24 protein-coding genes are annotated in these 24,027 nt (G+C 34.4%); 19 read left to right on the plus strand and 5 right to left on the minus strand.

Annotated elements, in window-relative coordinates:
- Window positions 1-100: 100 nt before the first annotated feature.
- Window positions 101-1,342, minus strand: a complete 1,242-nt coding sequence (gene glgD, locus C7954_RS06075; protein ID WP_089723240.1) for a glucose-1-phosphate adenylyltransferase subunit GlgD — start codon at window positions 1,340-1,342, stop codon at window positions 101-103.
- Between the two features lie 351 nt (window positions 1,343-1,693).
- Here glgD and sdaAB point away from each other — a divergent pair, with 351 nt between their 5' ends.
- From sdaAB to C7954_RS06135, 12 genes are all read left to right on the plus strand, one after another.
- Window positions 1,694-2,365, plus strand: a complete 672-nt coding sequence (sdaAB, locus tag C7954_RS06080) for an L-serine ammonia-lyase, iron-sulfur-dependent subunit beta (protein WP_089723241.1) — start codon at window positions 1,694-1,696, stop codon at window positions 2,363-2,365.
- Window positions 2,366-2,377: 12 nt separating this feature from the next.
- Window positions 2,378-3,286 carry an L-serine ammonia-lyase, iron-sulfur-dependent, subunit alpha gene (gene sdaAA / locus C7954_RS06085; RefSeq protein WP_089723242.1) on the plus strand — a complete coding sequence of 303 codons (909 nt, stop codon included), beginning with the start codon at window positions 2,378-2,380 and terminating at the stop codon, window positions 3,284-3,286.
- Between the two features lie 307 nt (window positions 3,287-3,593).
- Complete coding sequence (locus C7954_RS06090) at window positions 3,594-3,785, plus strand: iron-containing alcohol dehydrogenase (protein WP_223174538.1); 192 nt, start codon at window positions 3,594-3,596, stop codon at window positions 3,783-3,785.
- A gap of 229 nt (window positions 3,786-4,014) precedes the next feature.
- The gene (locus C7954_RS06095; RefSeq protein WP_089723243.1) at window positions 4,015-5,232 is read left to right on the plus strand and encodes a Tm-1-like ATP-binding domain-containing protein; all 1,218 of its coding nucleotides are present in this window, start codon (window positions 4,015-4,017) and stop codon (window positions 5,230-5,232) included.
- A gap of 67 nt (window positions 5,233-5,299) precedes the next feature.
- Window positions 5,300-6,133 (plus strand): phosphoenolpyruvate hydrolase family protein, encoded by an 834-nt coding sequence (locus C7954_RS06100; RefSeq protein ID WP_073158930.1) that lies wholly within the window; start codon window positions 5,300-5,302, stop codon window positions 6,131-6,133.
- Window positions 6,134-6,563: 430 nt separating this feature from the next.
- The gene (carB, locus tag C7954_RS06105) at window positions 6,564-9,767 is read left to right on the plus strand and encodes a carbamoyl-phosphate synthase large subunit (protein WP_073158932.1); all 3,204 of its coding nucleotides are present in this window, start codon (window positions 6,564-6,566) and stop codon (window positions 9,765-9,767) included.
- A gap of 359 nt (window positions 9,768-10,126) precedes the next feature.
- Window positions 10,127-10,297, plus strand: coding sequence for a helix-turn-helix domain-containing protein (locus tag C7954_RS06110; RefSeq protein ID WP_081374565.1), 171 nt, complete (start codon window positions 10,127-10,129; stop codon window positions 10,295-10,297).
- Between the two features lie 44 nt (window positions 10,298-10,341).
- On the plus strand, window positions 10,342-10,842 hold the full coding sequence (locus tag C7954_RS06115) for a hypothetical protein (protein ID WP_073158934.1): 501 nt from the start codon (window positions 10,342-10,344) through the stop codon (window positions 10,840-10,842).
- A gap of 111 nt (window positions 10,843-10,953) precedes the next feature.
- The gene (locus C7954_RS06120; protein ID WP_089655873.1) at window positions 10,954-11,979 is read left to right on the plus strand and encodes a branched-chain amino acid aminotransferase; all 1,026 of its coding nucleotides are present in this window, start codon (window positions 10,954-10,956) and stop codon (window positions 11,977-11,979) included.
- Window positions 11,980-12,279: 300 nt separating this feature from the next.
- Window positions 12,280-12,783: a phosphatidylglycerophosphatase A family protein gene (locus tag C7954_RS06125; protein WP_234971236.1), complete on the plus strand. Its 504-nt coding sequence runs from the start codon at window positions 12,280-12,282 to the stop codon at window positions 12,781-12,783.
- Between the two features lie 46 nt (window positions 12,784-12,829).
- Window positions 12,830-13,756 carry a 1-phosphofructokinase family hexose kinase gene (locus C7954_RS06130; RefSeq protein ID WP_089719988.1) on the plus strand — a complete coding sequence of 309 codons (927 nt, stop codon included), beginning with the start codon at window positions 12,830-12,832 and terminating at the stop codon, window positions 13,754-13,756.
- 146 nt (window positions 13,757-13,902) lie between these two features.
- Entirely contained in the window at window positions 13,903-14,748 is an 846-nt protein-coding gene (locus C7954_RS06135) for an alpha/beta hydrolase (RefSeq protein WP_089719986.1), read from the plus strand.
- A gap of 101 nt (window positions 14,749-14,849) precedes the next feature.
- On the opposite strand, the gene C7954_RS06140 is transcribed toward C7954_RS06135, so the two are convergent.
- The 4 genes from C7954_RS06140 to C7954_RS06155 all read right to left on the minus strand — a co-directional run bounded on the left by C7954_RS06140 (window position 14,850) and on the right by C7954_RS06155 (window position 17,687).
- Window positions 14,850-15,482, minus strand: a complete 633-nt coding sequence (locus C7954_RS06140; RefSeq protein ID WP_089719984.1) for an MBL fold metallo-hydrolase — start codon at window positions 15,480-15,482, stop codon at window positions 14,850-14,852.
- A gap of 123 nt (window positions 15,483-15,605) precedes the next feature.
- Window positions 15,606-16,409, minus strand: a complete 804-nt coding sequence (locus C7954_RS06145) for a sulfite exporter TauE/SafE family protein (protein ID WP_089719982.1) — start codon at window positions 16,407-16,409, stop codon at window positions 15,606-15,608.
- A gap of 218 nt (window positions 16,410-16,627) precedes the next feature.
- A complete protein-coding gene (locus C7954_RS06150; protein ID WP_089716774.1) occupies window positions 16,628-17,005 on the minus strand; it encodes a VOC family protein in 378 nt (125 codons plus the stop codon).
- Window positions 17,006-17,177: 172 nt separating this feature from the next.
- The gene (locus C7954_RS06155) at window positions 17,178-17,687 is read right to left on the minus strand and encodes a permease (protein ID WP_089723249.1); all 510 of its coding nucleotides are present in this window, start codon (window positions 17,685-17,687) and stop codon (window positions 17,178-17,180) included.
- 168 nt (window positions 17,688-17,855) lie between these two features.
- Between C7954_RS06155 and C7954_RS06160 the strand changes: the two genes are divergently transcribed.
- The 7 genes from C7954_RS06160 to C7954_RS06190 all read left to right on the plus strand — a co-directional run bounded on the left by C7954_RS06160 (window position 17,856) and on the right by C7954_RS06190 (window position 23,917).
- The gene (locus C7954_RS06160) at window positions 17,856-18,344 is read left to right on the plus strand and encodes a MarR family winged helix-turn-helix transcriptional regulator (protein WP_134059110.1); all 489 of its coding nucleotides are present in this window, start codon (window positions 17,856-17,858) and stop codon (window positions 18,342-18,344) included.
- A complete protein-coding gene (locus C7954_RS06165) occupies window positions 18,331-19,749 on the plus strand; it encodes an MATE family efflux transporter (RefSeq protein ID WP_134059113.1) in 1,419 nt (472 codons plus the stop codon). The genes C7954_RS06160 and C7954_RS06165 overlap by 14 nt, the downstream gene beginning before the upstream one ends.
- Before the next feature lie 240 nt (window positions 19,750-19,989).
- The gene (locus C7954_RS06170) at window positions 19,990-20,841 is read left to right on the plus strand and encodes an aldo/keto reductase (protein ID WP_089716778.1); all 852 of its coding nucleotides are present in this window, start codon (window positions 19,990-19,992) and stop codon (window positions 20,839-20,841) included.
- A 169-nt stretch (window positions 20,842-21,010) separates the two neighbouring features.
- On the plus strand, window positions 21,011-21,157 hold the full coding sequence (locus C7954_RS06175) for a DUF1893 domain-containing protein (protein WP_108076523.1): 147 nt from the start codon (window positions 21,011-21,013) through the stop codon (window positions 21,155-21,157).
- Between the two features lie 12 nt (window positions 21,158-21,169).
- Window positions 21,170-22,321: an aldo/keto reductase gene (locus C7954_RS06180; protein ID WP_089655868.1), complete on the plus strand. Its 1,152-nt coding sequence runs from the start codon at window positions 21,170-21,172 to the stop codon at window positions 22,319-22,321.
- Between the two features lie 110 nt (window positions 22,322-22,431).
- Complete coding sequence (locus tag C7954_RS06185; RefSeq protein WP_089655867.1) at window positions 22,432-22,839, plus strand: MerR family transcriptional regulator; 408 nt, start codon at window positions 22,432-22,434, stop codon at window positions 22,837-22,839.
- Window positions 22,840-23,137: 298 nt separating this feature from the next.
- Complete coding sequence (locus C7954_RS06190) at window positions 23,138-23,917, plus strand: lamin tail domain-containing protein (protein WP_089655866.1); 780 nt, start codon at window positions 23,138-23,140, stop codon at window positions 23,915-23,917.
- Window positions 23,918-24,027: the final 110 nt, after the last annotated feature.

Raw genomic sequence — 24,027 nt, forward strand, 5'->3', positions numbered from 1 at the left:
AAGCAGTAAAAATTATTAAATAACTTGAAATAATAAGCAAAGCCGGACAACTAAGTGTCCGGCTTTGCTTATCTAAACTTAATTATTTTTTTAATAAAGTTTAATCTACCGTGGTTCCACTCTTAACTTCATTGTTTTCAAATTCATCTATATTGATATTTCTATTGATCCGGCAGTTTCTATTGATTTTAATATTTTTAGCAATAGTTATATCTTTTGCAATTAAATTTAAACCATTTTCTAGAGTAGTTTTAGCATCAGAGTTAACAGTAAAGTCACTACCTGAACCAATTTGAACATTTTCTTTGATTTCAACATTTTTATCAATGATAGTTTTATTGATCATTGCATTTTTTCTGATTGTACAGTTATTTAAGATAATTGAATTTTTAACTAAGACTCCTTCTTCAATATAAACTCCTGGTGAGATGACTGAATCCTCAACTCGGCCATTAACAATTGCGCCGTTAGCGACTAAAGACTTTGTGCAGCATTCTTTTTTGCCAAACTTAACTGGCGGCATTTCCTCACTGCGGGTATATACTGGCCAACTTTCATCATAGAGGTTGATTTCCGGGAGGTTTTCTGTTGTTTCTAGATTTGTTTTCCAATATGATTTTACACTTCTAATATCTCTCCAGTAACCTTCAAACTTTCTAATATAAATATTTTTCTTTTCAGCAAGTAATTTAGGAATGATTTCTGAATGAAAATCTACTGCCCCCTGACTGCAGTATTTTTCCAGAGCTTTAACCAAAATATTTTTTTTAAAAACGAAAACTCCCATTGAGACCAGATTTTTAGCTGGTTCTTTTTCCTGTTTAATCTCAGTTAGCTTATTATTCTGATCATAATCCAAAACTGAGAAATGTTTGGCATCAGCATATGGTACATTATTGGCTGCAATAGTCAAATCAGCCTTGTTTTTTCTATGTTCTTTTAGTATTTTTTGATAATCCATCTTATAAACTAAATGGCCCGGTAAAAGCAATATTTCTTCAGGGGCCTTTTTTTCAATATAACTAATATTTCTGTAAACAGATTGAGCATCCCCAACATACCAGTCTTCTCCCGCTTTCCCTTTAAAAGGCTGCAGAATTGTAATTCCACCATTGGCTCGATCTAAATCCCATGGTTTACCTATTCCAAGATGTTTTCTTAAAGAATAAGGCATATATTGGGTTATAACTCCAATGTTCTCTAAACCAGAATTAATGCAGTTGCTTAAAGTAAAATCAATTAACCTAAACTTACCAGCAAAAGGTAAGGCAGCTTTAGAACGCGTCTTAGATAAAAGGTCAAGTTTCCCACCGGCAGAAATAAGTGCAATTGTTTTATCCATCTGAATCCCCCCAATTAAATAATTACTAATTTTATACATATTATTATAACAGATGTATTAGAAAAAGTCATATCTGAAATTGCCTATATTCTTTAACTAATTATTAGCAATTTGTCTAAACATATGGATTTAAATTAAAAAAACAAAAATATAGATAAGGAAAAGCAAAAATATTCCCGATAAAATACAATTAAAATTAAACAGAAACATAATTATTCAATTAATTACAAAAAATTTTTAATGATTACAAAAATTTTTGAGATTAAACTTGACTTTTAAAAGGCTTTAATCTACAATATTATTGTAAGACTTAAACAAAAATTTTAAATATCATAACTAGGTGGTGGTTAAATGGATAATTTAAGTGCTTTTGATATTATTGGTCCAGTAATGATTGGACCTTCTAGTTCTCATACTGCAGGTGCCTGTAGAATCGGGAATCTGGCTAAAGAAATTGTTGATAACAAGCTAAAAGACATTAAAATATATTTTCACGGTTCATTTAAAGAAACATATAGAGGTCATGGTACAGATAAAGCCATTATTGGTGGGCTTTTGGGACTTAAGACAGATGATAGTAAAATCAAAAATTCATTTGAGCTGGCAGAAGAAGAGGGTTTCAGCTTTGAATTTTTCCCGGTAGATCTTGATGATGTTCATCCAAATACTATGAAATTAAAAATTATAGATCAAGACAATATAAAAACAACCATTGTTGCTTCCTCAATTGGTGGTGGGAATATAATTGTAACTGAGCTAAATGGAACTGAGGTTAAATTAAAGGGAGAATATTACACTTTAATTACCTTCCATAATGATCAACCTGGATTAATTGCAAAAATATCAGAAATTTTGCAGATTTATAATTTAAATATAGCTGAAATGGAAGTTCTAAGAAAACAAAAAGGAAAACAAGCAACTGCGATTATTAATTTAGATCAAAAGGTGGAAAAAAATATATTACAGCTTTTAAAAGATATTCCCGGGATTCAGAGTTTAAAATTGGTTAAACCATTAGTCTAAGGAGGTTTTGAAATGGAAGATTTTCATAAAATAGAAGAATTAATTGAAATAGCTGAAAAAAATGATATTTCACTGGCTCAGGTTGTTATTAATAGAGAAATAGATTTAACTGAAAAAAGTGAAAAAGAAGTAAGAGATAAAATGCGCTATTCGCTGCAGGTAATGCGGGAATCGATAGATAAGGGTTTAAAAGAAGATGTTAAATCGATGAGTGGTTTAACCGGTGGCGACGCTAAAAAGATTGAAAAGGCAAGAAAAGAAGGTAAAAATATTACCGGAGATCTTTTTTCGAGAATTCTTGCTAATACATTAGCGGTTTCAGAATTAAATGCAGCTATGGGTAAAATAGTTGCCTGTCCAACAGCGGGTTCCTGCGGTATTCTACCTGGCTCATTGATCACAGTGGCTGATGAAAACGATTTTACAGAGGAAGAAATTATAGACGCCCTATTTGTAGCTTCAGGTATTGGAGTTGTAATTGCTAAGCAGGCTTCAGTTTCAGGTGCTGCTGGGGGCTGTCAGGCTGAATGTGGATCGGCTTCGAGTATGACTGCTGCAGCTATTACATATTTGATGGGGGGCAGTCATGAAGAAGTTGCAGCTGCAGCCGCAATTGCACTCAAAAACTTACTCGGTTTAGTCTGTGATCCTGTAGCTGGTCTGGTTGAGGTTCCCTGTATTAAAAGAAATGCCGCAGGAAGCAGTAATGCAGTAACTGCTGCTGAGATGGCTTTAGCTGGTGTTAAAAGTGTAATCCCTGCTGATGAAGTCATAGTGGCAATGAAAAAAGTTGGAGATGCTCTGCCAGATTCACTTAAAGAAACTTCTCTGGCTGGTTTAGCTGCTACACCTACAGCCTGCAAAATTAAGGAAGAACTGCTGCAGAATTTCCTGACTCCAGTAGAAATGCAGAAGCTTTAATTTCATCTGCCCAACTGGCGGCTTGGTTTCTCCACAGAGGTTTATCAAAATTGCAGAAGAAAGTTCTCTTATTAGAGAAATAGGAGATTAGGTTATTGAAGAAGACTTCAAACAGCTTTCAAACTGTCAGAATAAATATGATGGTGATCTAAGAATTTCTGTTAATTTATCTCCGCTTGAATTATATGATAAAAACAAGTTGAAGAAAATTATGATTATTAGAATTTCTAATCAACTCTAATTTGACATACCCAAATAACTATAATATAATTAAAGTGTGAAAAAAATATCATAAGGAGTGATTTTAATGATAAAAGTTTTAACATCACCAGGAAAATATGTTCAGGGCAAAAAAGTAATTAAGGAAATGGGAGACTATATTAAAGAGCTCGGAGAAAAAGCTCTAATAATAGCTGACCCGATAGTTGAAGAATTATTTTTAGATGATCTGGAGTCAGGTTTAAAAGAACTTGATTATGAAATTGAATTTTTCAAATGATTATAAAAATATAATATAAATAGAACCCCTTCCTGAATTTTTAAATTGATGGAGGGGGTTTTTTATTTAAAAATTTATTTGCCCTTTGGACCATGAAAAGAGTTAAATTTAAAATTATTATAATTTGTAATTAGACAGCTCAGACTGTATAATAAAGTTGGAATAGTTAGAAAATTAGCTAATTAATTTCATTAGTTTTTATAACCTTAGCCTAAGGGGGGGAATTATCTTGAGTAAAGTAGTTATCGTTGGGACTTTGGATACCAAGGGAGAAGAATTCAAGTATGTCAAAGACATTATTGAAAACGAAGGTTTAGAAACAATTGTCATTGATGCAGGGGTGCTGGGAGAGCCATATTTTGAACCTGATATTGACCGGTCAGAAGTTGCAGAAGCTGGTGGGGACAATATAAAAGATTTGGTTGAGGCTGCTGATCGGGGTAGATCAATGGAAATCATGTCGAATGGTGCTGCAGAAATTGTTGAAGAACTTAATCAAAAAGGAAAAGTTGCTGGAATAATTAGCCTGGGTGGTTCTGCTGGTACAACAATTGGAACAACAGCAATGAAAAGACTCCCGGTTGGAATTCCTAAAGTTATGGTTTCAACTCTTGCTTCTGGTGATACAAGACCCTATGTTGGAACTAAAGACATTACAATGATGTATTCTGTTGTTGATATCCTGGGGGTTAATTCCTTATCATCTGAAATCTTATCAAATGCAGCCTTTGCTGTTGCCGGGATGGTTAAAGGCAAAAAACCGGAACCTAAGGAGAAACGGCCGTTAATTGCTGCAACTATGTTTGGAGTTACAACTCCCTGTGTGGAAAAGGCAAGAGATTATTTAGAAAATCATGGTTATGAAGTTTTAGTATTTCATGCGACCGGAACCGGTGGCCAGGCAATGGAAAACTTAGTTGAAGAAGGATTTATTAGTGGAGTTCTCGATATTACCACAACCGAACTCTGTGATGAACTTGTTGGAGGAGTGCTTTCAGCCGGACCAGATCGTTTAGAAGCTGCTGGGAAAGAAGGAGTACCTCAGGTTGTTTCCACAGGAGCTTTGGATATGGTTAATTTTGGTCCTATTGATTCAGTACCGAAAGAGTTCAAAGATCGGAATTTATATAAGCATAATCCGACAGTAACCTTAATGAGAACAACAGCTGCAGAAAACAAGAAATTGGCTGAGATCATTGCAGAAAAATTAAATAAAGCTGAATCAAAAACTGCATTGTTCCTGCCGCTCAAAGGTGTTTCTATGATTGATGCAGAAGGTCAGCCCTTTTACGGTCCTGATGAAGATAAGATGTTATTTGAAACATTGAGAAAAAATATTGATCTGGAAAAGGTGGAAATTATTGAAAAAGACCTCCACATTAATGATGAAGAATATGCTTTGGCGCTGGCTAAAAAAATGATAGAACTGATTGAAGAAGATAATTAAAACTATAATTTCACATATTCATGTAAATGTTAATATTATCTTTAAAATTTTAAAGGGGGACTAAATAATGGCTTTTACACGGAAAGAAGTTCGGGAAAGATTGGAAAAAGAAATTGCAAAGGGTAAAAGTGTAGTTGGTGCTGGTGCTGGAACCGGTATTTCAGCTAAATTTGCTCAAAAAGGCGGAGTAGATTTGATCATTATCTATAATTCAGGCCGCTACAGAATGGCAGGCAGAGGTTCATTAGCTGGGCTGCTTCCATATGGTGATGCTAATGGAATAGTTGTAGAAATGGCAGATGAAGTACTGCCGGTTGCCAAAGAAACTCCTGTACTGGCAGGTGTCTGTGGTACAGATCCCTTTAGATTAATGGACAATTTCTTAAAAGATCTAAAGGATATGGGCTTTTCAGGAGTTCAGAACTTCCCAACAGTTGGTTTAATTGACGGTGTATTCAGACAGAATCTTGAAGAAACAGGAATGGGCTATGATTTAGAAATAGAAATGGTTAGAAAAGCTCATCAGCTCGACATGTTCACCGCTCCCTATGTTTTCAGTGAAGAAGATGCCAAAGCAATGGCAGAAGCCGGAGCTGATGTATTAGTTGCTCATATGGGTTTAACAACCAGCGGCAGCATTGGTGCAGAAACTGCTCTGACCCTAGAAGAAAGTGCTAAAAAAGTTCAAAGAATTGCAGATGCCGGAAAAAGTGTAAACGAAGATGTAATGGTTATCTGTCATGGTGGCCCAATTGCAATGCCAGATGATGCTAAATACGTTTTAGAAAATACAGAAAATGTAGTTGGATTCTTTGGAGCTTCCAGTATTGAAAGACTGCCTACCGAAGCTGCAATCAAAAAGCAGACTGAAGATTTCAAGAAATTAGTTATCAACAATTGACTTTTTACCTCTCAAGCCGTCCAATATAGGGCGGTTTTTTTATTATCTATCAACATTATATAATACCAGGAAATTATATCTGATGGTTTGTTGTGGATAATATTTATAGTTTTCATAATTTCCGCTATCAACAAAATTTAACCTTACTATATTACAGATTGTCCGAAGGACATTTTGTTCAAATAAAAGATATAACAATATATGGCGGTTAAAGATAAGATGGAAATGAAATTACTGTTAATCAATTTAATCCTCTAAATAAGAGAGAATTTGAGATTGATGAAAAGGTAACAATTAGTCACAGGTGCTTTTATTTATTTTTAAATTATTCAAATATTAAATTAATTAAAAACATTTAGCTTCAGGCAGGAAAATGGGATTTAATCTAAAATGTATATACAAGGCAAAAGAATTTGAGGAGGATGAATTAATGCCCAAAAGAAAAGATTTAAATAAGATTTTGATCATTGGTTCTGGCCCGATAGTAATCGGACAGGCCTGTGAGTTTGATTATTCCGGAACTCAGGCCTGTAAGGCTTTGATGGAAGAAGATTATGAAATTGTACTTGTTAATTCGAATCCGGCTACTATTATGACAGACCCTGAAATGGCAGACCGAACCTATATTGAACCGCTGACAGCAGAGAGTATTGAGCGGATAATAAAAAAAGAAAAGCCAGATGCACTTTTATCTAATTTAGGTGGACAGACAGCACTTAATTTGTCTTCAGAACTTTATGAGACAGGTGTTTTAGAAAAATATGGAGTAGAAATTATTGGAATTCAGCCCGAAGGGATTGAGCGGGGAGAAGACCGAATTTTATTCAAAGAAGAAATGGAAAAGCTGGATGTTCCGATGCCCAGGAGTTTACCAGCCTATAATGTAGAAGAGGCAGTAAAAATAGCCAAAGACATGGGTTTTCCTGTAGTTGTTAGACCGGCTTACACCATGGGTGGAAGTGGTGGAGGTTTAGTCTACAACCTGGAGGAACTCAAAAATGTTGCAGAAAATGGAATTGCAGCCAGCATGATCGATCAGATTTTAATCGAAGAAGCAGTTTTAGGCTGGCAGGAATTGGAGCTTGAACTGGTCAGAGATGAAAATGAAAAGAAGATTTCAATCTGCTTTATCGAAAATGTTGACCCAATGGGAGTACATACAGGCGATAGTTTCTGTGTTGCACCAATGCTGACCATAGATGAAGAGGTACAAAAAAGAATTGAAGAGCACAGCTATAAAATTGCAGATGCAATTGGAGTTATTGGAGGTGCCAACTTTCAATTTGCCTACAATCGGGAAGAAGATAGACTTGTAATTATTGAGATGAACCCCAGAACCTCACGTTCATCTGCTCTTGCTTCAAAAGCAACAGGCTTTCCAATTGCCAGAATTTCAACAAAATTATCAGTCGGAATCACCTTAGATGAGCTCCCATATTACAATGGAGCCAATCTTTCCGAATATGAACCTGGTGGAGATTATGTAGTAGTTAAATATGCCCGCTGGTCCTTTGAGAAATTTCCGGGAGCTGAAGATAAGCTGGGGACTCAAATGAAAGCGGTAGGTGAAGCAATGAGTATCGGTAAAACTTATGCTGAGGCCGCTCAAAAAGCAATCCGCTCTCTGGAAATCGGCAGATCGGGTTTTGGAAATATAGCAGAATTCCAGGCACTGGAAAAAGAAGAAATTTTAGATCGCTTAAGAACCCCCTCAAGTGAAAGACACTTTTTAATTTATGAGGCTCTGAAAAAAGGAGCTGCAGTTTCAGAAATAGAAGAGATCACCTTTATTTCAACCTGGTTCTTGGATGAGATGAAAAAATTAGTAGACTTAGAAAATAAGCTGCTTAAATATAAGGGTAAGCGCCTGCCTGCAGATGTTTTAGTGGAAGCCAAAGAAAATGGCTTTTCAGATAAATATCTGGCAGAAATTTTAAGTCACAATGAAGAACAGCTGCGTAAAGCACGCAAATATGCAGTTAAAAATGATAACTTCGATTTAGTCAAAGTTAGTGGAGCTGAGGGAGAATACTATTATTCTTCCTACAATCTGGCTGAAGAAAAGATCCCGACATCAGATTCCAAAAAAGTAATGATCTTAGGTGGAGGTCCCAACAGAATTGGCCAGGGAATCGAGTTTGACTATGCCTGTGTCCATGCTTCTTTTACTTTGGATAAATTAGGTTATGATTCAGTGATGGTCAACTGCAACCCGGAGACTGTGTCCACAGATTACGATATTTCTACTAAACTATATTTTGAACCTTTGACAACTGAAGATGTTTTAAGAATCTACGAGAAGGAAAAGCCTGAAGGAGTAATTGTCCAGTTTGGTGGTCAGACTCCCCTTAATATTGCAGAAGAATTAGAAAAGGCAGGTGTCAATATTTTAGGAACCTCACCTGCCAGTATCGACTTTGCTGAAAATAGAGAAGAATTTAGAAGGCTGATGAACGAATTAGAAATTCCACAGCCTGAAAGTGATATAGCAAGATCCGCTGCCGAAGCACATCGAATTGCAGCAGATATTGGTTATCCACTGATGCTAAGACCTTCCTATGTTCTTGGAGGTCGGGGGATGGAAATCGTCTATGACCAAAAGAGTTTAGAAAATTATCTGGAATCACAGGTAGCAGAAGTTTCAGCCGAGCATCCCGTTTTAATCGATAAGTTTTTAGAAGATGCTTTAGAAGCTGAAGTTGATGCTCTAACTGATGGTGAAGACACCTTTGTCGCTGCAGTGATGGAGCACATTGAAGAAGCTGGGATTCACTCAGGTGACAGTGCCTGTGCCATCCCTTCACTGGAGATAACAGATGAGCAGCTTGCAACAATCAAAGACTATACTGCTAAAATTGCATCAGCTTTAGATGTTGTCGGCCTAATGAATATCCAATTTGCCATCTACCAGGGCAAAGTCTATATTATTGAGGCCAACCCAAGAGCCTCCAGAACAGTGCCCCTGGTCAGCAAAGTAACAGGAATTAATATGGCACAGCTGGCAACTAGATTGATGTTAGGCGAATCTCTGGCTTCACTTGATTTAAAGGAAAAAGAAATTCCCTATACCGGAGTTAAAGAAGCGGTATTTCCCTTTGATAAATTTGAGAATATCGACGCTGTTTTAGGACCAGAAATGAAGGCGACCGGAGAGGTAATGGGAATTGCCAGCACTTATGCTCAGGCATTCTACAAAGCTCAGACAGCAGCCGGACTTGAGCTGCCAACTTCAGGTAAGGTCTTAATTACGGTTAATGATAAGGATAAAAAGAAAATAGTGGACACAGCCCAGAAATTAAAAGAGCTTGGTTTCGAAATTCTGGCAACTGAGGGTACAGGTGATTTTCTGGCTCAGCAGGGAATAGAAAGTGAACTGATTAATAAACTGGGTCACGGCCGTCCCAATATAGTTGATGCCATTAAAAATGGCGAAGTTCAGCTGATAATCAATACCCCAATTGGTAAAGAAGGAATAGAAAACGACAGCTACATCCGTTCAGCAGCTGTTAAGTATAAGATACCATATATTACAACTACAAATGCTGCTCGAGCCAGTGCAGCAGGTATTGAAGCTGAAATTAACAGTGACTATGAGCTGAAAGCAATCCAGGATTACCACAAATTACTAAAATAAAAGTCAGGATCCCCGCTGGGTATTTAAGCTCAGTCGGGGATTTTTTTCTTATCTATCAACATTATATAATACCAGGAAATTATACCTGATGGTTTGTTGGGGATAATATTTATAGTTTCATAATTTCCGCTATCAACAAAATTTAACCTTACTGTATTACACGAAGGACATTTTGTTCTTATTAAAAATGTCTAATTTTTAATATCTAGAATTATATAATAAATTAAATATTTAAATCAAAATTTAAATAAGTTCAAAACAATTCTAAAACTATTTCAAAGTATATTCAAAAGGTATTCAAAGTTGAAAAAGACAGAAGAGTGTGATATAATTTAATTACAGAGAAAGGAGAGATTTAGATGAAGGTTTATACAACAGACGAAGTAGCTGATATGCTAAAAATCTCCAGAGATTCTGTTTTGAAACTAATCAATCAAAGAGAGTTAAAGGCCAAAAAGGTTGCTAGAAAATGGAGAATTACAGAGCATTATTTGAAGGATTTTTTTAGAGATGTAGACAACATAAAATAATCTTCTCAACCCGTGTTAAGAGCACAGGAAAGGATTGGGTAAAAATGATTTCCTTAAGCAGTGCTAGAAATTTAGTTGAAGAAGTTATTGGAGAGGAACTACCGGTTATTTATATGGATTTGACTCTGCAGGACTGGATTAGAAAGGGTGTAATTTCTCGCATTAAAGTTGATTCTGGAACTGCATTATATCCGGATATTGTAAGTGCTGAGATTTTAACAGCTATCATTTTGCGAGAAAAGTATAGCTTGGAAGAGATTGCTTCAGCCAGGAGATGTCTAGAACTTGAAGGCAGTCATCCTAATCAAATTACTGAGGAAGACATAATTAGATTTATTAACTGCAGCAAACTGCTAGTTGATAAAAAGTTGGTAGCTAAGCTTTCGTTAAATAATATAGATTCACTTGAAAAAATAAAAGAATTGATTGATGATCTAGTAAAAGAAAAGCAGCATCTAGAAGTAGTTGGAGATTATTTAAGTGAATTTTTAAAAGCAGGTAAAAAGTTGAGAAAGGTGCAGAAAAATAAAGATTATGTTTCCTAAAATATAAAAGGCCAAAAATTGGTCTCTTTTTTTGCAATAATAGTTAATAAAATGGTATGATAATAATAACATTTTAGTTTATAAAAATAAAAAGTAGGGAGTAGATAGCAGATGACTAAAAAAAATCTAGATTGGGAAAACATAGGATTTCAGTATCATGAAACAGACAAGAGGTACATAGCAAATTATGAGGACGGCAGCTGGGGTGAGGGCCAGTTGATTTCTGACCCTAATATAGTAATCAACGAAAGTGCAGGGGTTTTACAGTACTGTCAGCAGGTATTTGAAGGTTTAAAAGCTTATACAGCTAAGGACGGCAGTATAGTTACATTCAGGCCGGATTTAAATGCAAAAAGGATGGTTCAATCAGCTGAAGGCTTAAGAATCCCCCCCTTTCCAAAAGAGAGATTTTTAGAAGCAGTAGATCAGGTGGTAGAAGCCAATCAGGACTGGGTACCACCATATGGAACAGGAGCTTCCCTTTATTTAAGACCTTATATCTTTGCTTTAACCCCAGTAATTGGTATTAACCCTGCTGAAGAATACCAGTTTAGACTTTATTCAACTCCGGTTGGACCTTATTTTAAGGGGGGAGCAAAACCAATAACTCTAACCGTTAGTGAATATGATCGAGCAGCACCTCGGGGAACCGGCCATCTAAAAGCTGGTTTAAACTATGCAATGAGTTTAAATACAACAGTTAAAGCACATGAAGATGGTTTTGATGAAAATCTATTTTTAGATGCTGCCACCAGAAGCTATATTGAAGAAAGTGGAGGCGCTAATATTATTTTAATTACAGATGATAAGAAGCTGGTAACTCCAAAATCTAATTCGATTTTACCTTCAATTACCAAAAGATCAATTATTTATCTGGCTGAAAATTACTTAGATTTAGAAGTTATTGAAAGAAGAATTGAATTTGATGAGCTAGAAAATTTCACAGAAGCTGGACTCTGTGGGACTGCAGCAGTTATTTCACCGATTGGAAAAATTGTTAATGGTGAGCAGGAGATAGAATTTTCTAATGGAATGAATAAGGTTGGTCCGGTTATTAAAGAACTCTATGAAACTTTAACTCAGATGCAGCTTGGAGTAATTGAGGCTCCAGAGGGCTGGATTAGAAAAATTAAATAATTAAAAAGCAGAGATCTATGTTAGTATTTTACTGCCAACTAAAAGTTCTTCTCGCAGCGGGAAGAACTTTTTTATTAGCTAGGAAATTATACCTGATGGTTTGTTGTGGATAATATTTATAGTTTCATAATTTCCGCTATCAACAAAATTTAACCTTACTATATTACAGATTGTCCGAAGGACATTTTGTTCATTTCATCTTTGTTGTCAGCAGTAATTTAAAACTGTATAATAGTTTTAAAGAGTTAATTAGAAAAAATTTGTTTAATAGATAAAATTAAATTAATGAGGGGTGTTATGATGAATGAGTCGATGCAGGAATTATATGATAAATCAGTGGAAGTTTTAAATATGAGAGGAGTTACAATTGAGAATATTGCAGAACTCGTTAAAAAACTGCAGGAGCCATATAATCCGGAGATTAAGCTGGATGAATGTATTAAAAATGTAAATCATGTTTTAAAAAAAAGAGAGGTGGCCCATGCAATTTTAACCGGGGTTGCAATTGATGAGCTGGCTGAAAAGAAAATGCTGCCGGAGCCCATTCAGAGCATTATAGATCGAGATGAGGGACTTTATGGTATTGACGAGATTTTGCCGCTTTCAATTGTAAATTTATATGGAACAATCGGTCTAACTAGTTACGGTTATTTAGACAAAGAAAAAACTGGGATCATTAAGAAATTAGATACAAAACAGGATGGAAAGGTTAATACCTTTTTAGATGATTTAGTTGCCGGAGTTGCTTCAGCAGCAGCCAGCCGTTATGCCCATGGAGAAGGTAGTGAAGAGAATAGTAATTAAATATTCATCTGTTGTTTAAAAACATAGAATAAGAAAGGAGCTTAAGATGAATACAATAGCAACCTTTACTTTAAATCCGACCATTGATAAGAGTTCCAGTGTTGACCATGTCAAAGCAGAAGATAAGCTTTACTGTGATCCACCAATATTCGAACCCGGTGGTGGTGGAATTAATGTCTCCAGAGCCATCAAAAAACTGGGAGGAAGTTCCTTACTTCTTTATACATCAGGAGGCTTTACCGGTAAAAAACTGGATAAACTTCTGGCAGAAGAAAATTTAAATAAAAAAGCGATAAAAATTGAGGCAGAAAGCAGAGAAAATTTAATTATCAGTGAAAAAGCCTCAAATCTGCAGTACAGATTTGGAATGCCCGGACCTAAAATTACTGAGCAGGAATATGATAAAATTTTTAAGATAATGACTGAGCTTGATCCTTTTCCTGATTATTTTGTAATCAGCGGCAGTATTCCTCAGGGAGTAAGCACTGATATTTATACAGAAATGGCTGCTTTTGCAAAAAAAAGAAAGGCAAAAGTAATAGTTGATGTTTCCGGCTCCCCCTTAAAAGCAGTAATTAAAGAAAGTGTATATTTAATTAAACCAAATCTGGGCGAATTTCAGGATCTTGTCGGCAGAGAATTAAAAGATGAAGATCAGATCAAAGAGGCAGCTTTAAATTTTATCAAAGATAAATGTTGTCAGGCGATTGTGATTTCTATTGGAGCTGGAGGAGCCCTTTTAGTTCATGGTGAGCAGGCAGAGTTCAAACGGCCGCCTACTGTTCCCATTAAAAGCAAGGTAGGAGCAGGAGACAGCATGGTTGCAGGTATAGTTTTGAGCTTAGCCCGTGGAGAAAGTTTAGAAAATTCATTTCATTACGGACTAGCAGCTGGATCAGCAGCAGTAATGACTTCGGGAACTGAGCTCTGTACTAAAGAAGATACTGACAGATTATATCAAAAAATGAAGTAAAATGATAAGGAAGATTATGATCAGGAGGGAAGAAGTGGATTTAATAAATTTATGCAGACTTTAAAGATTGAAAATTAAAGGAGTTTTCTTTTAAATGAATAATATTAATAATAGAAGATGATAAAATATTATAGGGAGGTTTTATAATGCATAATAGTCAATTCATTGAGACCTTTGATTCGAAGAAGCTTTTTCTGCGCCGGGATCTAGTTGATGATCCTCAGGCTGTAGTAATCATTGTTCACGGTTTAAATGGGCATCAGGGACGCTATGATTATTTTGCCGGCAGGTTGAATGGAGAAGGTTTTTCGGTTTATCGCTTTGATAATCGCGGCCACGGTAGATCTGATGGAGCTCAGTCCTATATTGAAGACTTTAATACCTATTTGGATGATGCGGACACTGTTTATGAATTGGTCAAAAATGAAAATCCTGAGCTGCCGATCTTTATGTTAGGTCACAGCATGGGTGGTTTTATTACTGCCGGTTATGGGATTAAGTATCCGGATAAACTAGATGGGCAGATCTTAAGTGCTGCTGCTACCAATAAGCTGGATTCCTTTAGCGAATTAGAAGAACTAAGCCTCGAAGATAATCCGGAGATGAAACTTCCCAATGAACTCGGTAAATTTGTTTCGAGGTCAGAGTATGTTGTTGATGATTATAAAAAAGATCCTTATGTTTCAGAATTTACTACTTTAAAACTGGTTAAAGTTGTTTTTATAGACGAAGGAATACCCTGGCTGGTTGACAACCTTGATCAGTATAATTATCCAGTCTTAATCCTGCATGGTGAGGGAGATAAGATAGTTGACCCAAGCTGTTCGGAAAAGTTCTATGATCTAATTGCTTCTGAGGATAAGAGTCTAAAAACCTACCCTGAACTCTACCATGAAATATTGAATTCGGAAGAAAAAGAAACAGTGATCAATGATATTTTAAACTGGCTGGAGGAAAGAGTAGATATCAGGATTAATTTAAAACCAGAATAAGGTAAAAAATAATAACGACCACCTCATTAAAGGTGGTCGTTATTAAAAATAGTTGGAGGTGATTAAATTGACATCATTCAATCATTTACCAATTTTGAAATTTAATTATAATCAAGTACTATTACTTTTTTATTTTTTATCTTTTCAGTATTTATTTCAGATTTATTGGCAAATTCAACCTCATTTTTATCATATTTATCTGTGAATTTATTTACTCCGGTGATAGGAAAGTCCAATATGTCAGTTTTAAAATGCATTGGAATAGTTAATTTAGCATTAATTTTTTCAGCTAATCTATATGCCATTTCAGCATCTATAGTATAGTTTCCTCCGACAGGTATCAATAAAAGGTCAATGTTTTTAAGCTTATTTATGATTTTATTATCCAAATCATGTCCTAAATCACCTAAATGACAGATTTTTTTATCTTCTAACTGAATTAAATATATTAAATTTTCACCTCTATCTTCTCCCTGATGACTATCATGATAGGATTTTATAGCTTCTATTTCTATTTCATTATTTTTAAATCCTTTTGAACTATCTATAACTTTAAAATCCCCATCCAAACGCTCAACTGCATTATGATCAAAATGTCCATGACTAACTGTAACATAATCTGCTTTATCTGTTATTTTTTGATAAGGCAGACTATCATCATAAGGATCTGTAATAATCTTTATTCCATTATGCTCAATTAAAAACGAAGAATGTCCCCACCATTTGACTTTCATTATATCACTCCTTTGTTAGATTACGTTGCGTCAAATCTAAATGTTCTTCTTAACTTTATTATACATCAATTTGAATTTATATTTCAATACTTCTTTTTAAAAAATTACATTTAGGACAAAATATTAGAAGAACATCGAAATTGCCATTAATAAAATAAGTCCAATAAAAAACGGACCATAGAATTTTTCCAAAGTTTTTTTGTTTATTCGCTTACCCAATAAAGGTCCAAAAATTGCACCGGTTATAGTGCCAGATGCAAGCAAAATTACCAACAGCCAATTCAGAGTTCCAAATGCACTATGGGTTATCACTCCTGTAATAGCTATAAAAAAGAGTACCATGACTGATGTGCCCACTACCTCCAGAGAGGAAAGACCTATGCTGTTCAGTCCGGCAAGGATTGGAGGTGTGCCGCTTGTACCGAGCATACCTGACATTAGCCCGCCAAGTACCCCAAATATCAGGCCTTTTACTATAAAAAGCTTTGAAATAGGCTTACCTTTATTAGCATTAACTTCTTCAAATTGTCTGTTTTCTGATATTTCTTCTTTATCTTGCTTTTTCTTTCTTGAAATAATCATCCCGATTCCCATGATTAGAAGAAAAATCCCAAATATTATTTTAAGAACTTTGACCGGAATAATTGTGACAAGATAGGAACCGGCAACTACTCCAACAATCCCGCCTGCTGCAAGTAGAAATCCTGCTTTTGGCTTTACATTTTTTGCCCTGTAGTGACTTATTGAAGCAGCCAAGGTTGTCGGGATAATTGTTGCAAGAGATACAGACACAGCCTGATCCATTGAAATAGCAAACAATCCTGTCAGCATTCCAACATAAAATATTCCTCCACCCCCACCTATTAAAGAAATTAGAACCCCTATGACAAGTCCTGCCACAGGTAATAAATAAATCGGTAAATGCACTACTTTATACCTCCTTTAAAATCCCCAGCTAATTTTTTAAAAGCTGGCAGCGAAAATTAAATAGTTTTGAAGCTGAGACGTTAAAAAATACGAAAATAACATGAGAGCCCAAATTTGCTGTCTGGCACCAAAAAAAGATTATAAAAAATTTGCTGTAATTAAACAGAGGCAGAAATCAATTTCTGCCTCTGTTATTTCTATGTTCGCTGGACCTTCTGTTATCTGACTCTAAATTCAATTGATAGCATGTCTGGGTCATAGACATAGAAATATGTGCTGTTCTCATCGGGTTTTCTGATCTCTGTAGCATTGTATCCCATGTCGAGTGCCTGCTGCCGTTTTGCAACGATGCCTTCTTCATCTGTGAAGAAGCAGGCTACCAAACCTTTTGTTGTGCACTTGTCACCTTTGGATGCACATACAAGTTCCACTTCAATCTCCCCACTTTCATCTTCCAAGAAGCAGAGTGATGCCCCTCCCAGAGTTTCTTCGCCTACCGAGAGTTCTCTGAATGGTTTCAATCCAACAAAATCCTGATAAAACTTCTTTGATGCTTCAAGATCTCTGCACATGATTGTCATTCTGAATTTTTTCATTTTAACCTCCTTTTCGTAGCAATGCTGTGATACAAATAGAGATAAAACAACTTTATTCACTAATCCTAATCTATAAATGATGCAACACCTTATAGAAAAAAATATCACAGAAAGCTTATTTAATCAACTACTTGTTTCAATAAATTTGTGTCAAGCTTTTGTTTTGTAATTTTTAAACAAATAATAAAACTATTAACCCTGCTAAAATAGGCACTGGAAGCGCTAGAAGTAATCTAAGGCCTACAATTTTAGGTCCAAAAAACATCAAACCATAAGCAACTCTACCAATTCCAATAGCACCATATCCCAATAACATTGCTATTACTACACTTATATGAGCTCCTTTATCATAAAGAGATTTAATGATAGGGTAAGCAGCATAAGGCCCTCCCTGTAACAGTCCAGCTAAAAGTCCACCTGTGGCAATACCTTTTAAACCTGAACCTTCTCCTAAGAGATCAATAACCCTTTCTTCAGGAATCAGTAATCCAATAGCTTGTGAAATCAATAAAGCAGCTATAATTAAAGTAAATAAGGTAGTAAAAGTTTGAAAGGAATTAATAACCCCTTTTTTTGCCACATTAGGTTTGGTAATAAATAAATATGAATATAAAATAGCTGCACCTAACACAACAATTCTCTGACCCCAACTTTTACCAATTATAATATTTAAAATATCCATAATTTTTCCTCCAGTTTAGTTTTTTATAGTCTTATTATATCATGTCAGATAAAAACTGTTTAATTAATTATATCAGACTTAAATAAATTTGACAATTAATATATTTTTATTATAAAATATTTATAGACACGAAATATTAATAATATTAATTATGAGGAGGGGTTTTTGATGAATTTAAATCAAGAAATAATGAATTTAAACAAAGAAACCAGGGATATTGATAATCTTATCCGGGATATTAATAAATATTTAGTGCAGTTTACTAAAAGAAATTTAAAGAAAAATGGATTAACAATGCCGCGTTTTAAAGTTCTCTGGAACATAAAGAAAAACCAGCCGGTTAACATGAGTTTTTTGCATAAAAAAATGTATATGGCAAATAGTACTCTTACTGTTATAGTGGATAAACTTGTTGATGAAAAATTTGTAAAACGCTATAGAAGTCCTGAAGACAGAAGAGTAGTATTGCTGGAATTAACAAAGACTGGCGATAAACTTCTTTGTAAAATGATTTATGTACGTCAAAGCTTTCTGGAGAAGGCTTTGATTGATTTGGATTTGCAGGAACAAGATGAAGTAATTAAATCTATTAGTTCTATTTGTAATAATTTGAAAGGTTTGTTGGAAAAAGGAGATGATATAGATGAGTGTAGATGATAATGAAGCTTTGGATTTTGAAGAAGAAGAAATAATAAATAGTCCACAATTGGGTAATAGAGAGCATATAATAAATGGTCCAATAGTCAGGACTCTTTTTAAACTAGCCTCGCCTGTTATGATTGGTAATACTATGCAGGTTGTATATAATCTTGCTGATACGTTCTGGTTGGGAAAACTAGGAGCTGACTCAGTTGCAGCACTTTCTGTTGGTTTTCCTCTTGTTTTTCTTATGATATCCATAGGTGGAGGTATTACTGTCGCTGGTACTACGCTGGTTGCTCAGTATATGGGGTCTGATAACCAGAAAATGGCTAATAAAATTACAGGCCAGATTTTTGTTTTTGTAATGGCTCTTTCGCTTGTTTTGGCTACAATTGGAGTTTTATTCAACAAGAATATTTTGCATTTGATGGGAGCTCCCGCCGGGATATTACCTGATGCATCTTCATACCTAACAATTATTTTTGCAGGACTGCCATTTATGTTTTCATTTTTTATATTTTCTGCTCTGCTTAGAGGTTATGGTGATACCAAAACACCAATGAAAATGGTTGTTTTTTCTGCAATATTGAATATAATTTTGGATCCATTACTAATTTTTGGAGTCGGATTTATTCCAAATTTAGGAGTTAGAGGAGCAGCTATTGCTACAGTTTTTTCCAGAGCAGTTGCTGGAGTTATTGGTATCTATATTTTATTTACAGGTAAAAAGGGTTTAGTTCTTTCCTTGGACTCACTTAAGCCAGATTTTAAGGAAATTAAAAAGATCTTAATTTTGGGTTTGCCTTCTGCGGGAGAACAGTCCATTGTGGCTCTAGGAATGACACTTTTAATGAGTATAGTTTCTCAATTTGGGACAATAGCAGTTGCAGCATATGGGATAGGTTCTCGTATTTTGTCGGTAGTTATGCTTCCTACTAGAGGTTTTGCGACTGCAACAACGACAATGGTTGGTCAAAATTTAGGAGCAGAACAATCTGATAGGGCTGAAAAAAGTGCCTGGGTTAGTACAGGAATTATATTGTTCTTATTAACACTGCTGGCCTTTTTATTTAATCTTTTTCCAAAAGCAGTGATTTCTATATTTAATTCAAATCCTGAAGTGATTAAAATAGGCACATCATTTTTACGGATTGTCGGTTTTTCATTTGGTTTTCTTGGAATTAGATTTATTCTTGGCGGTTCTTTCAGAGGGGCAGGTAATACTGTTATTGCAATGCTCCTGGCAATAATTGCTCTCTGGGGAATCCGTCTGCCATTGGCTCATTATCTTAGCATAAATTTAGGCTGGGGAACAAATGGTATCTGGTGGGGGATGTTTTTCTCCAACTTTATTACTTCAATTATTGCTGTTATCTGGTTTAAAAAAGGTGGATGGAAAGAAAAAGCTATTGAAGAGTAAAGTAGATAAAGCCGTATCAGATTCAGTTGGTCACTCTAATCTTTGTATTGAATTATCTAACAATATCTTTAAAATTTTATTTATCATCTAAAAATATTATATTCAAACTGACTTTATCAAAACAATGGATGTTTCAACCAGGTAAAAATTATTTTCAAAAAAAGCTTGACCTGGAGTTAACTCAAGGTGATAAACTATTAAATAAGAGGATATAAAAAATTAAAAATGGAGGTTAAAAGCATGGAAACAGTAAAACTAAACAACGGTTTAGAAATGCCAATCTTAGGTTATGGTGTTTATCAAATTGATGATCTGGAACTATGTGAAGAATGTGTATATAACGCTCTGGAGACAGGTTATCGCCTGATTGATACAGCTGCTGTCTATCAGAATGAAGAAGCAGTAGGGAAAGCAATCAACCGCAGCAATGTTGATAGGGAAGACATTTTTCTGACAACCAAACTTTGGGTTCAGGACGCAGGTTATGAAAAAACTACAGAAGCTTTCGAAAAATCTCTACAGAGGCTGGATACTGATTATATTGATCTTTATCTAATCCACCAGCCTTTTGGTGATGTTTATGGCTCCTGGAGAGCCATGGAAGAACTTTATGAAGAAGGTAAAATTAAAGCGATTGGAGTCAGTAATTTTTATCCTGATAGAGTCAAGGATCTGATAATTCATAATAAAGTAGTTCCAGCTGTTAATCAGATTGAAACACATCCTTTCTATCAAAGAAAAGAAGCACACAAGTTTCTTAAGGAAGAGGGAGTTCAACATGAATCATGGGGTCCTTTTGCCGAAGGTAAAAATGATATTTTTAATAATGAGATATTAACTGCAATCGGCAAAAAATATGACAAAACTGCTGCTCAAGTTATACTTCGCTGGTTAATTCAGCGAGATGTAGTAGTAATTCCTAAAACTGTGCATCAAGCAAGAATGGAAGAAAACTTCAATGTTTTTGACTTTGAACTATCTGTAGAAGATATTGAAAAAATATCTGAACTTGATACAGGTGAGACTCTCTTCTTTTCCCACCGTGATCCAGAAATGGTAGAGCGGTTGGGGACAGCTGAGCTGGATATTTAATAAATTATTATCTTGACTTCTTTTAATTATTATCTCAAACTTCGCACCTGCAAAATGTTTATTTATGTGCGAAGTTTGAGTTCATTATAATAAATACAGTTAATTTTAATTCCTATAATAGTATATTCTGTAAAAAAATATTCAAACTATAAATTGGAGTTGAATTAAAATGCAGGTGTTAGAAAAAGCAAAGAAATTTATTGAAACTGGAAAAGCAGCTGCAGTTATTACAACTCTTGCTGGAGTAGAAAAAGTGTATGGTGAAGTCATGAGCGAAGCTGCTTTAGATTATTTAAAAGAGCTAAAAAATATATAGGAGCTGATAAAGATGTTATACAGAAAAATGGGAAAAACAAATGAAAGGGTTTCTGTTTTAGGATTTGGCTGTATGAGATTGCCTGTTATTGATGGTGAACCAACTAATATTGATGAGGAAAAAGCAACAAAAATGCTGAGATATGCCATTGATAATGGAGTAAATTATGTTGACACAGCATATCCTTATCATGGTACAGGATTTGATAAACCAGGAGAAAGCGAGCCATTTGTAGCAAGAGCCTTAAAGGATGGTTATCGAGAAAAAGTAAATTTAGCAACAAAGCTTCCAATCTGGTTAGTCCAAACTAGAGAAGATATGGATAGATTATTAGAAGAACAACTTGAACGCCTGGAAACAGATAAAATAGATTTTTATTTACTCCATTCACTAGATAAAAGTACCTGGGAAAATTTAAAAAAATTAGGTATAGAGGAATTTTTAGATCAGGCTATAGAAGATGGCAGGATAAAATATGCTGGATTTTCTTTTCATAGTGATGTTAATTCCTTCAAAGAAATTGTAGATTCTTATGACTGGTCATTTTGTCAAATTCAATATAATTATTTAGATGAGAATTATCAAGCGGGTAAAGAAGGTTTACAATATGCTGCTGATAAAGGACTGGGGATTGTTGTTATGGAGCCAATTAGAGGTGGCAGCTTAGCCGGGGAAATGCCCGAGGAAATTATGAAGAAATGGGAGGAAGCACCAGTAAAAAGAACACCAGCACAATGGGCACTCAGATGGGTAATGAACCATCCAGAAGTTTCAGTAGTTTTGAGTGGGATGACCGCCATGGAGCATGTGAAAGACAATATTAATACTGCCCAAAAGGGAGAGGTTAATTCCTTGACTGAACAAGAAATTGAATTAGTTAATTATGCAAAAAAAGTATTTAATGATAAAATGAAAATTAATTGTACAGGCTGCAGGTACTGTATGCCCTGCCCTCAAGGAGTAGATATACCATATAATTTTGACATTTATAATAAGGCTTATTTATTTAATAATCTAGAGGGAGCAAAAACACAATATGAGATGTTTTTAGCAGATGAAGCTAAGGCTGTAAACTGTATAGAATGTGGAATTTGTGAGAGTCATTGTCCCCAGGATATTCCTATTAGAAAAGAATTGAAAAATGTTAGAGAAGCTTTAGAATAACATAATAGAATCCTAAATTCTTAGATATACTATGATGTTAGGCGAAAATATTGTTAGAAGACAGCTGTACAAGTTATTTTAAGATGATTAGTCCAGAGAGGAGTTAGATAATGCAAATTTCCGAGGTTAGTAAGAGATTTGACCTAACCAAAGACACACTTCGCTATTATGAACGAGTTGGTTTAATCCCCGAAATCAAGCGCAACAGCAGTGGTAATCGGGACTATAAAGAAGAAGACTGTAATTGGATAGAGTTTATTAAATATATGCGTGATGCCGGACTGTCAATTAATACTTTAATTGAGTATTTAAAGTTATATCAAGAGGGAGATTCTACTATTAAAGAAAGAAAAGAACTTTTGACTGAGGAAAGAGATAAACTTGCTGAAAAAATAAACAAAATGCAGCAGTCACTTGACCGTTTAAATTATAAGATAGATGTCTATGAAGAAAGAATTGTCAAAAAAGAAAAGGAATTAATAACCAGAAAAAAAGAATTAGAAACTAATTTAAGTTAAAGTGAATATTCTAATATTAGATCTTGCTTTATTATTTATATTTTAAAGCGAGATCTTTTTTTTGTTTAAGTAAATTACATAATATGCTTAATTTAGTTTAATTAAAAAATATTGTTTAAGAATCATAAAGCTAAGCTTTTTAACTTGAAATTGTGAATTTTAATGTTTGGATAAGAGATATAATTAATTAAACATTTTTGTCTAGACATGATATAATAATATGAAAATAATAAATTAGATATAAATAGAATCTCTAATATTTTGTCCATAATTTTAATTTATTGAGGGAGGTTTATAATTGGATTTAAAAAATAAAAATATTGTATTTATAATTTTAATAGTGGTTTTTTTAATTAACTTTAGAGCTGGAGCTCAAGATATTATTATTAACGAAATAATGTCATCAAACCAGGAGACTATTAAAGATGAAGATTCAGATTTTAATGATTGGCTGGAACTAAAAAATGTTGGGGAAGAAGAGCTTAATTTATCAGGATACTATCTTAGCGATAAGACAGATAAATTAACTAGTTGGCAGTTTGATCCAAACAAAGATTTTATAATTCCTCCAGGAGGATATTTATTAATTTGGGCAGATGAGGAACCTGGTGAAGGGAAACTGCATACTAATTTCAAATTAAGCAGCAGTGGTGAAATGATTATTTTAACAGAACCTGATGGAGTTAGTATTGTAAATCAAGTTAAATTTCCTCAAATAATGACAGATGTTTCATTTGGAAGAAAATTAAATAAACCTTCCAAATGGGTATATTTTATTTCTCCAACTCCAGAAAGAAAAAATAATCTGGGGATTTCAAGTTATTACTGGACAGAAAAAATAAAATTTTTAGCAGAGAATAAAATTATTATTTCTTTATTCTTAATATCTTTTTTTATTATTTTAGTACTTTTATTCAGTTATTATAAAACTAATAAAAAACTGGAATTTAGCAAAATAAAATATAAAAATTTGTTTGAAGAAAGTCCAATTGGACTAATGAGATGTGATAGAATGAAAGTCTGCTCGCAAACCTCGAGGGCTTGCCCCGAGGAAAGAGAAGACGGTATTGAATTTTAAGTATTATATTTAGATATTAAATATTCTAAAAACAAGAACAAATGTTTGTCTAACCTCTTTGTTTATGGTATAATATTAGTGAGGAGGTGAAAGCATGACAGGTAAAAAAA

The sequence above is a fragment of the Halanaerobium congolense genome (assembly GCF_004366375.1).
GTDB lineage: Bacteria > Bacillota > Halanaerobiia > Halanaerobiales > Halanaerobiaceae > Halanaerobium > Halanaerobium congolense.

Bases quoted from the DNA above. Each gene is read 5' to 3' on its own strand.
- glgD (WP_089723240.1), bottom strand. From the start codon at position 1,342: ATGGATAAAACAATTGCACTTATTTCTGCCGGTGGGAAACTTGACCTT.
- sdaAB (WP_089723241.1), top strand. From the start codon at position 1,694: ATGGATAATTTAAGTGCTTTTGATATTATTGGTCCAGTAATGATTGGA.
- sdaAA (WP_089723242.1), top strand. From the start codon at position 2,378: ATGGAAGATTTTCATAAAATAGAAGAATTAATTGAAATAGCTGAAAAA.
- C7954_RS06090 (WP_223174538.1), top strand. From the start codon at position 3,594: ATGATAAAAGTTTTAACATCACCAGGAAAATATGTTCAGGGCAAAAAA.
- C7954_RS06100 (WP_073158930.1), top strand. From the start codon at position 5,300: ATGGCTTTTACACGGAAAGAAGTTCGGGAAAGATTGGAAAAAGAAATT.
- carB (WP_073158932.1), top strand. From the start codon at position 6,564: ATGCCCAAAAGAAAAGATTTAAATAAGATTTTGATCATTGGTTCTGGC.
- C7954_RS06110 (WP_081374565.1), top strand. From the start codon at position 10,127: ATGAAGGTTTATACAACAGACGAAGTAGCTGATATGCTAAAAATCTCC.
- C7954_RS06115 (WP_073158934.1), top strand. From the start codon at position 10,342: ATGATTTCCTTAAGCAGTGCTAGAAATTTAGTTGAAGAAGTTATTGGA.
- C7954_RS06120 (WP_089655873.1), top strand. From the start codon at position 10,954: ATGACTAAAAAAAATCTAGATTGGGAAAACATAGGATTTCAGTATCAT.
- C7954_RS06125 (WP_234971236.1), top strand. From the start codon at position 12,280: ATGAATGAGTCGATGCAGGAATTATATGATAAATCAGTGGAAGTTTTA.
- C7954_RS06130 (WP_089719988.1), top strand. From the start codon at position 12,830: ATGAATACAATAGCAACCTTTACTTTAAATCCGACCATTGATAAGAGT.
- C7954_RS06135 (WP_089719986.1), top strand. From the start codon at position 13,903: ATGCATAATAGTCAATTCATTGAGACCTTTGATTCGAAGAAGCTTTTT.
- C7954_RS06140 (WP_089719984.1), bottom strand. From the start codon at position 15,482: ATGAAAGTCAAATGGTGGGGACATTCTTCGTTTTTAATTGAGCATAAT.
- C7954_RS06150 (WP_089716774.1), bottom strand. From the start codon at position 17,005: ATGAAAAAATTCAGAATGACAATCATGTGCAGAGATCTTGAAGCATCA.
- C7954_RS06155 (WP_089723249.1), bottom strand. From the start codon at position 17,687: ATGGATATTTTAAATATTATAATTGGTAAAAGTTGGGGTCAGAGAATT.
- C7954_RS06160 (WP_134059110.1), top strand. From the start codon at position 17,856: ATGAATTTAAATCAAGAAATAATGAATTTAAACAAAGAAACCAGGGAT.
- C7954_RS06165 (WP_134059113.1), top strand. From the start codon at position 18,331: ATGAGTGTAGATGATAATGAAGCTTTGGATTTTGAAGAAGAAGAAATA.
- C7954_RS06170 (WP_089716778.1), top strand. From the start codon at position 19,990: ATGGAAACAGTAAAACTAAACAACGGTTTAGAAATGCCAATCTTAGGT.
- C7954_RS06175 (WP_108076523.1), top strand. From the start codon at position 21,011: ATGCAGGTGTTAGAAAAAGCAAAGAAATTTATTGAAACTGGAAAAGCA.
- C7954_RS06180 (WP_089655868.1), top strand. From the start codon at position 21,170: ATGTTATACAGAAAAATGGGAAAAACAAATGAAAGGGTTTCTGTTTTA.
- C7954_RS06185 (WP_089655867.1), top strand. From the start codon at position 22,432: ATGCAAATTTCCGAGGTTAGTAAGAGATTTGACCTAACCAAAGACACA.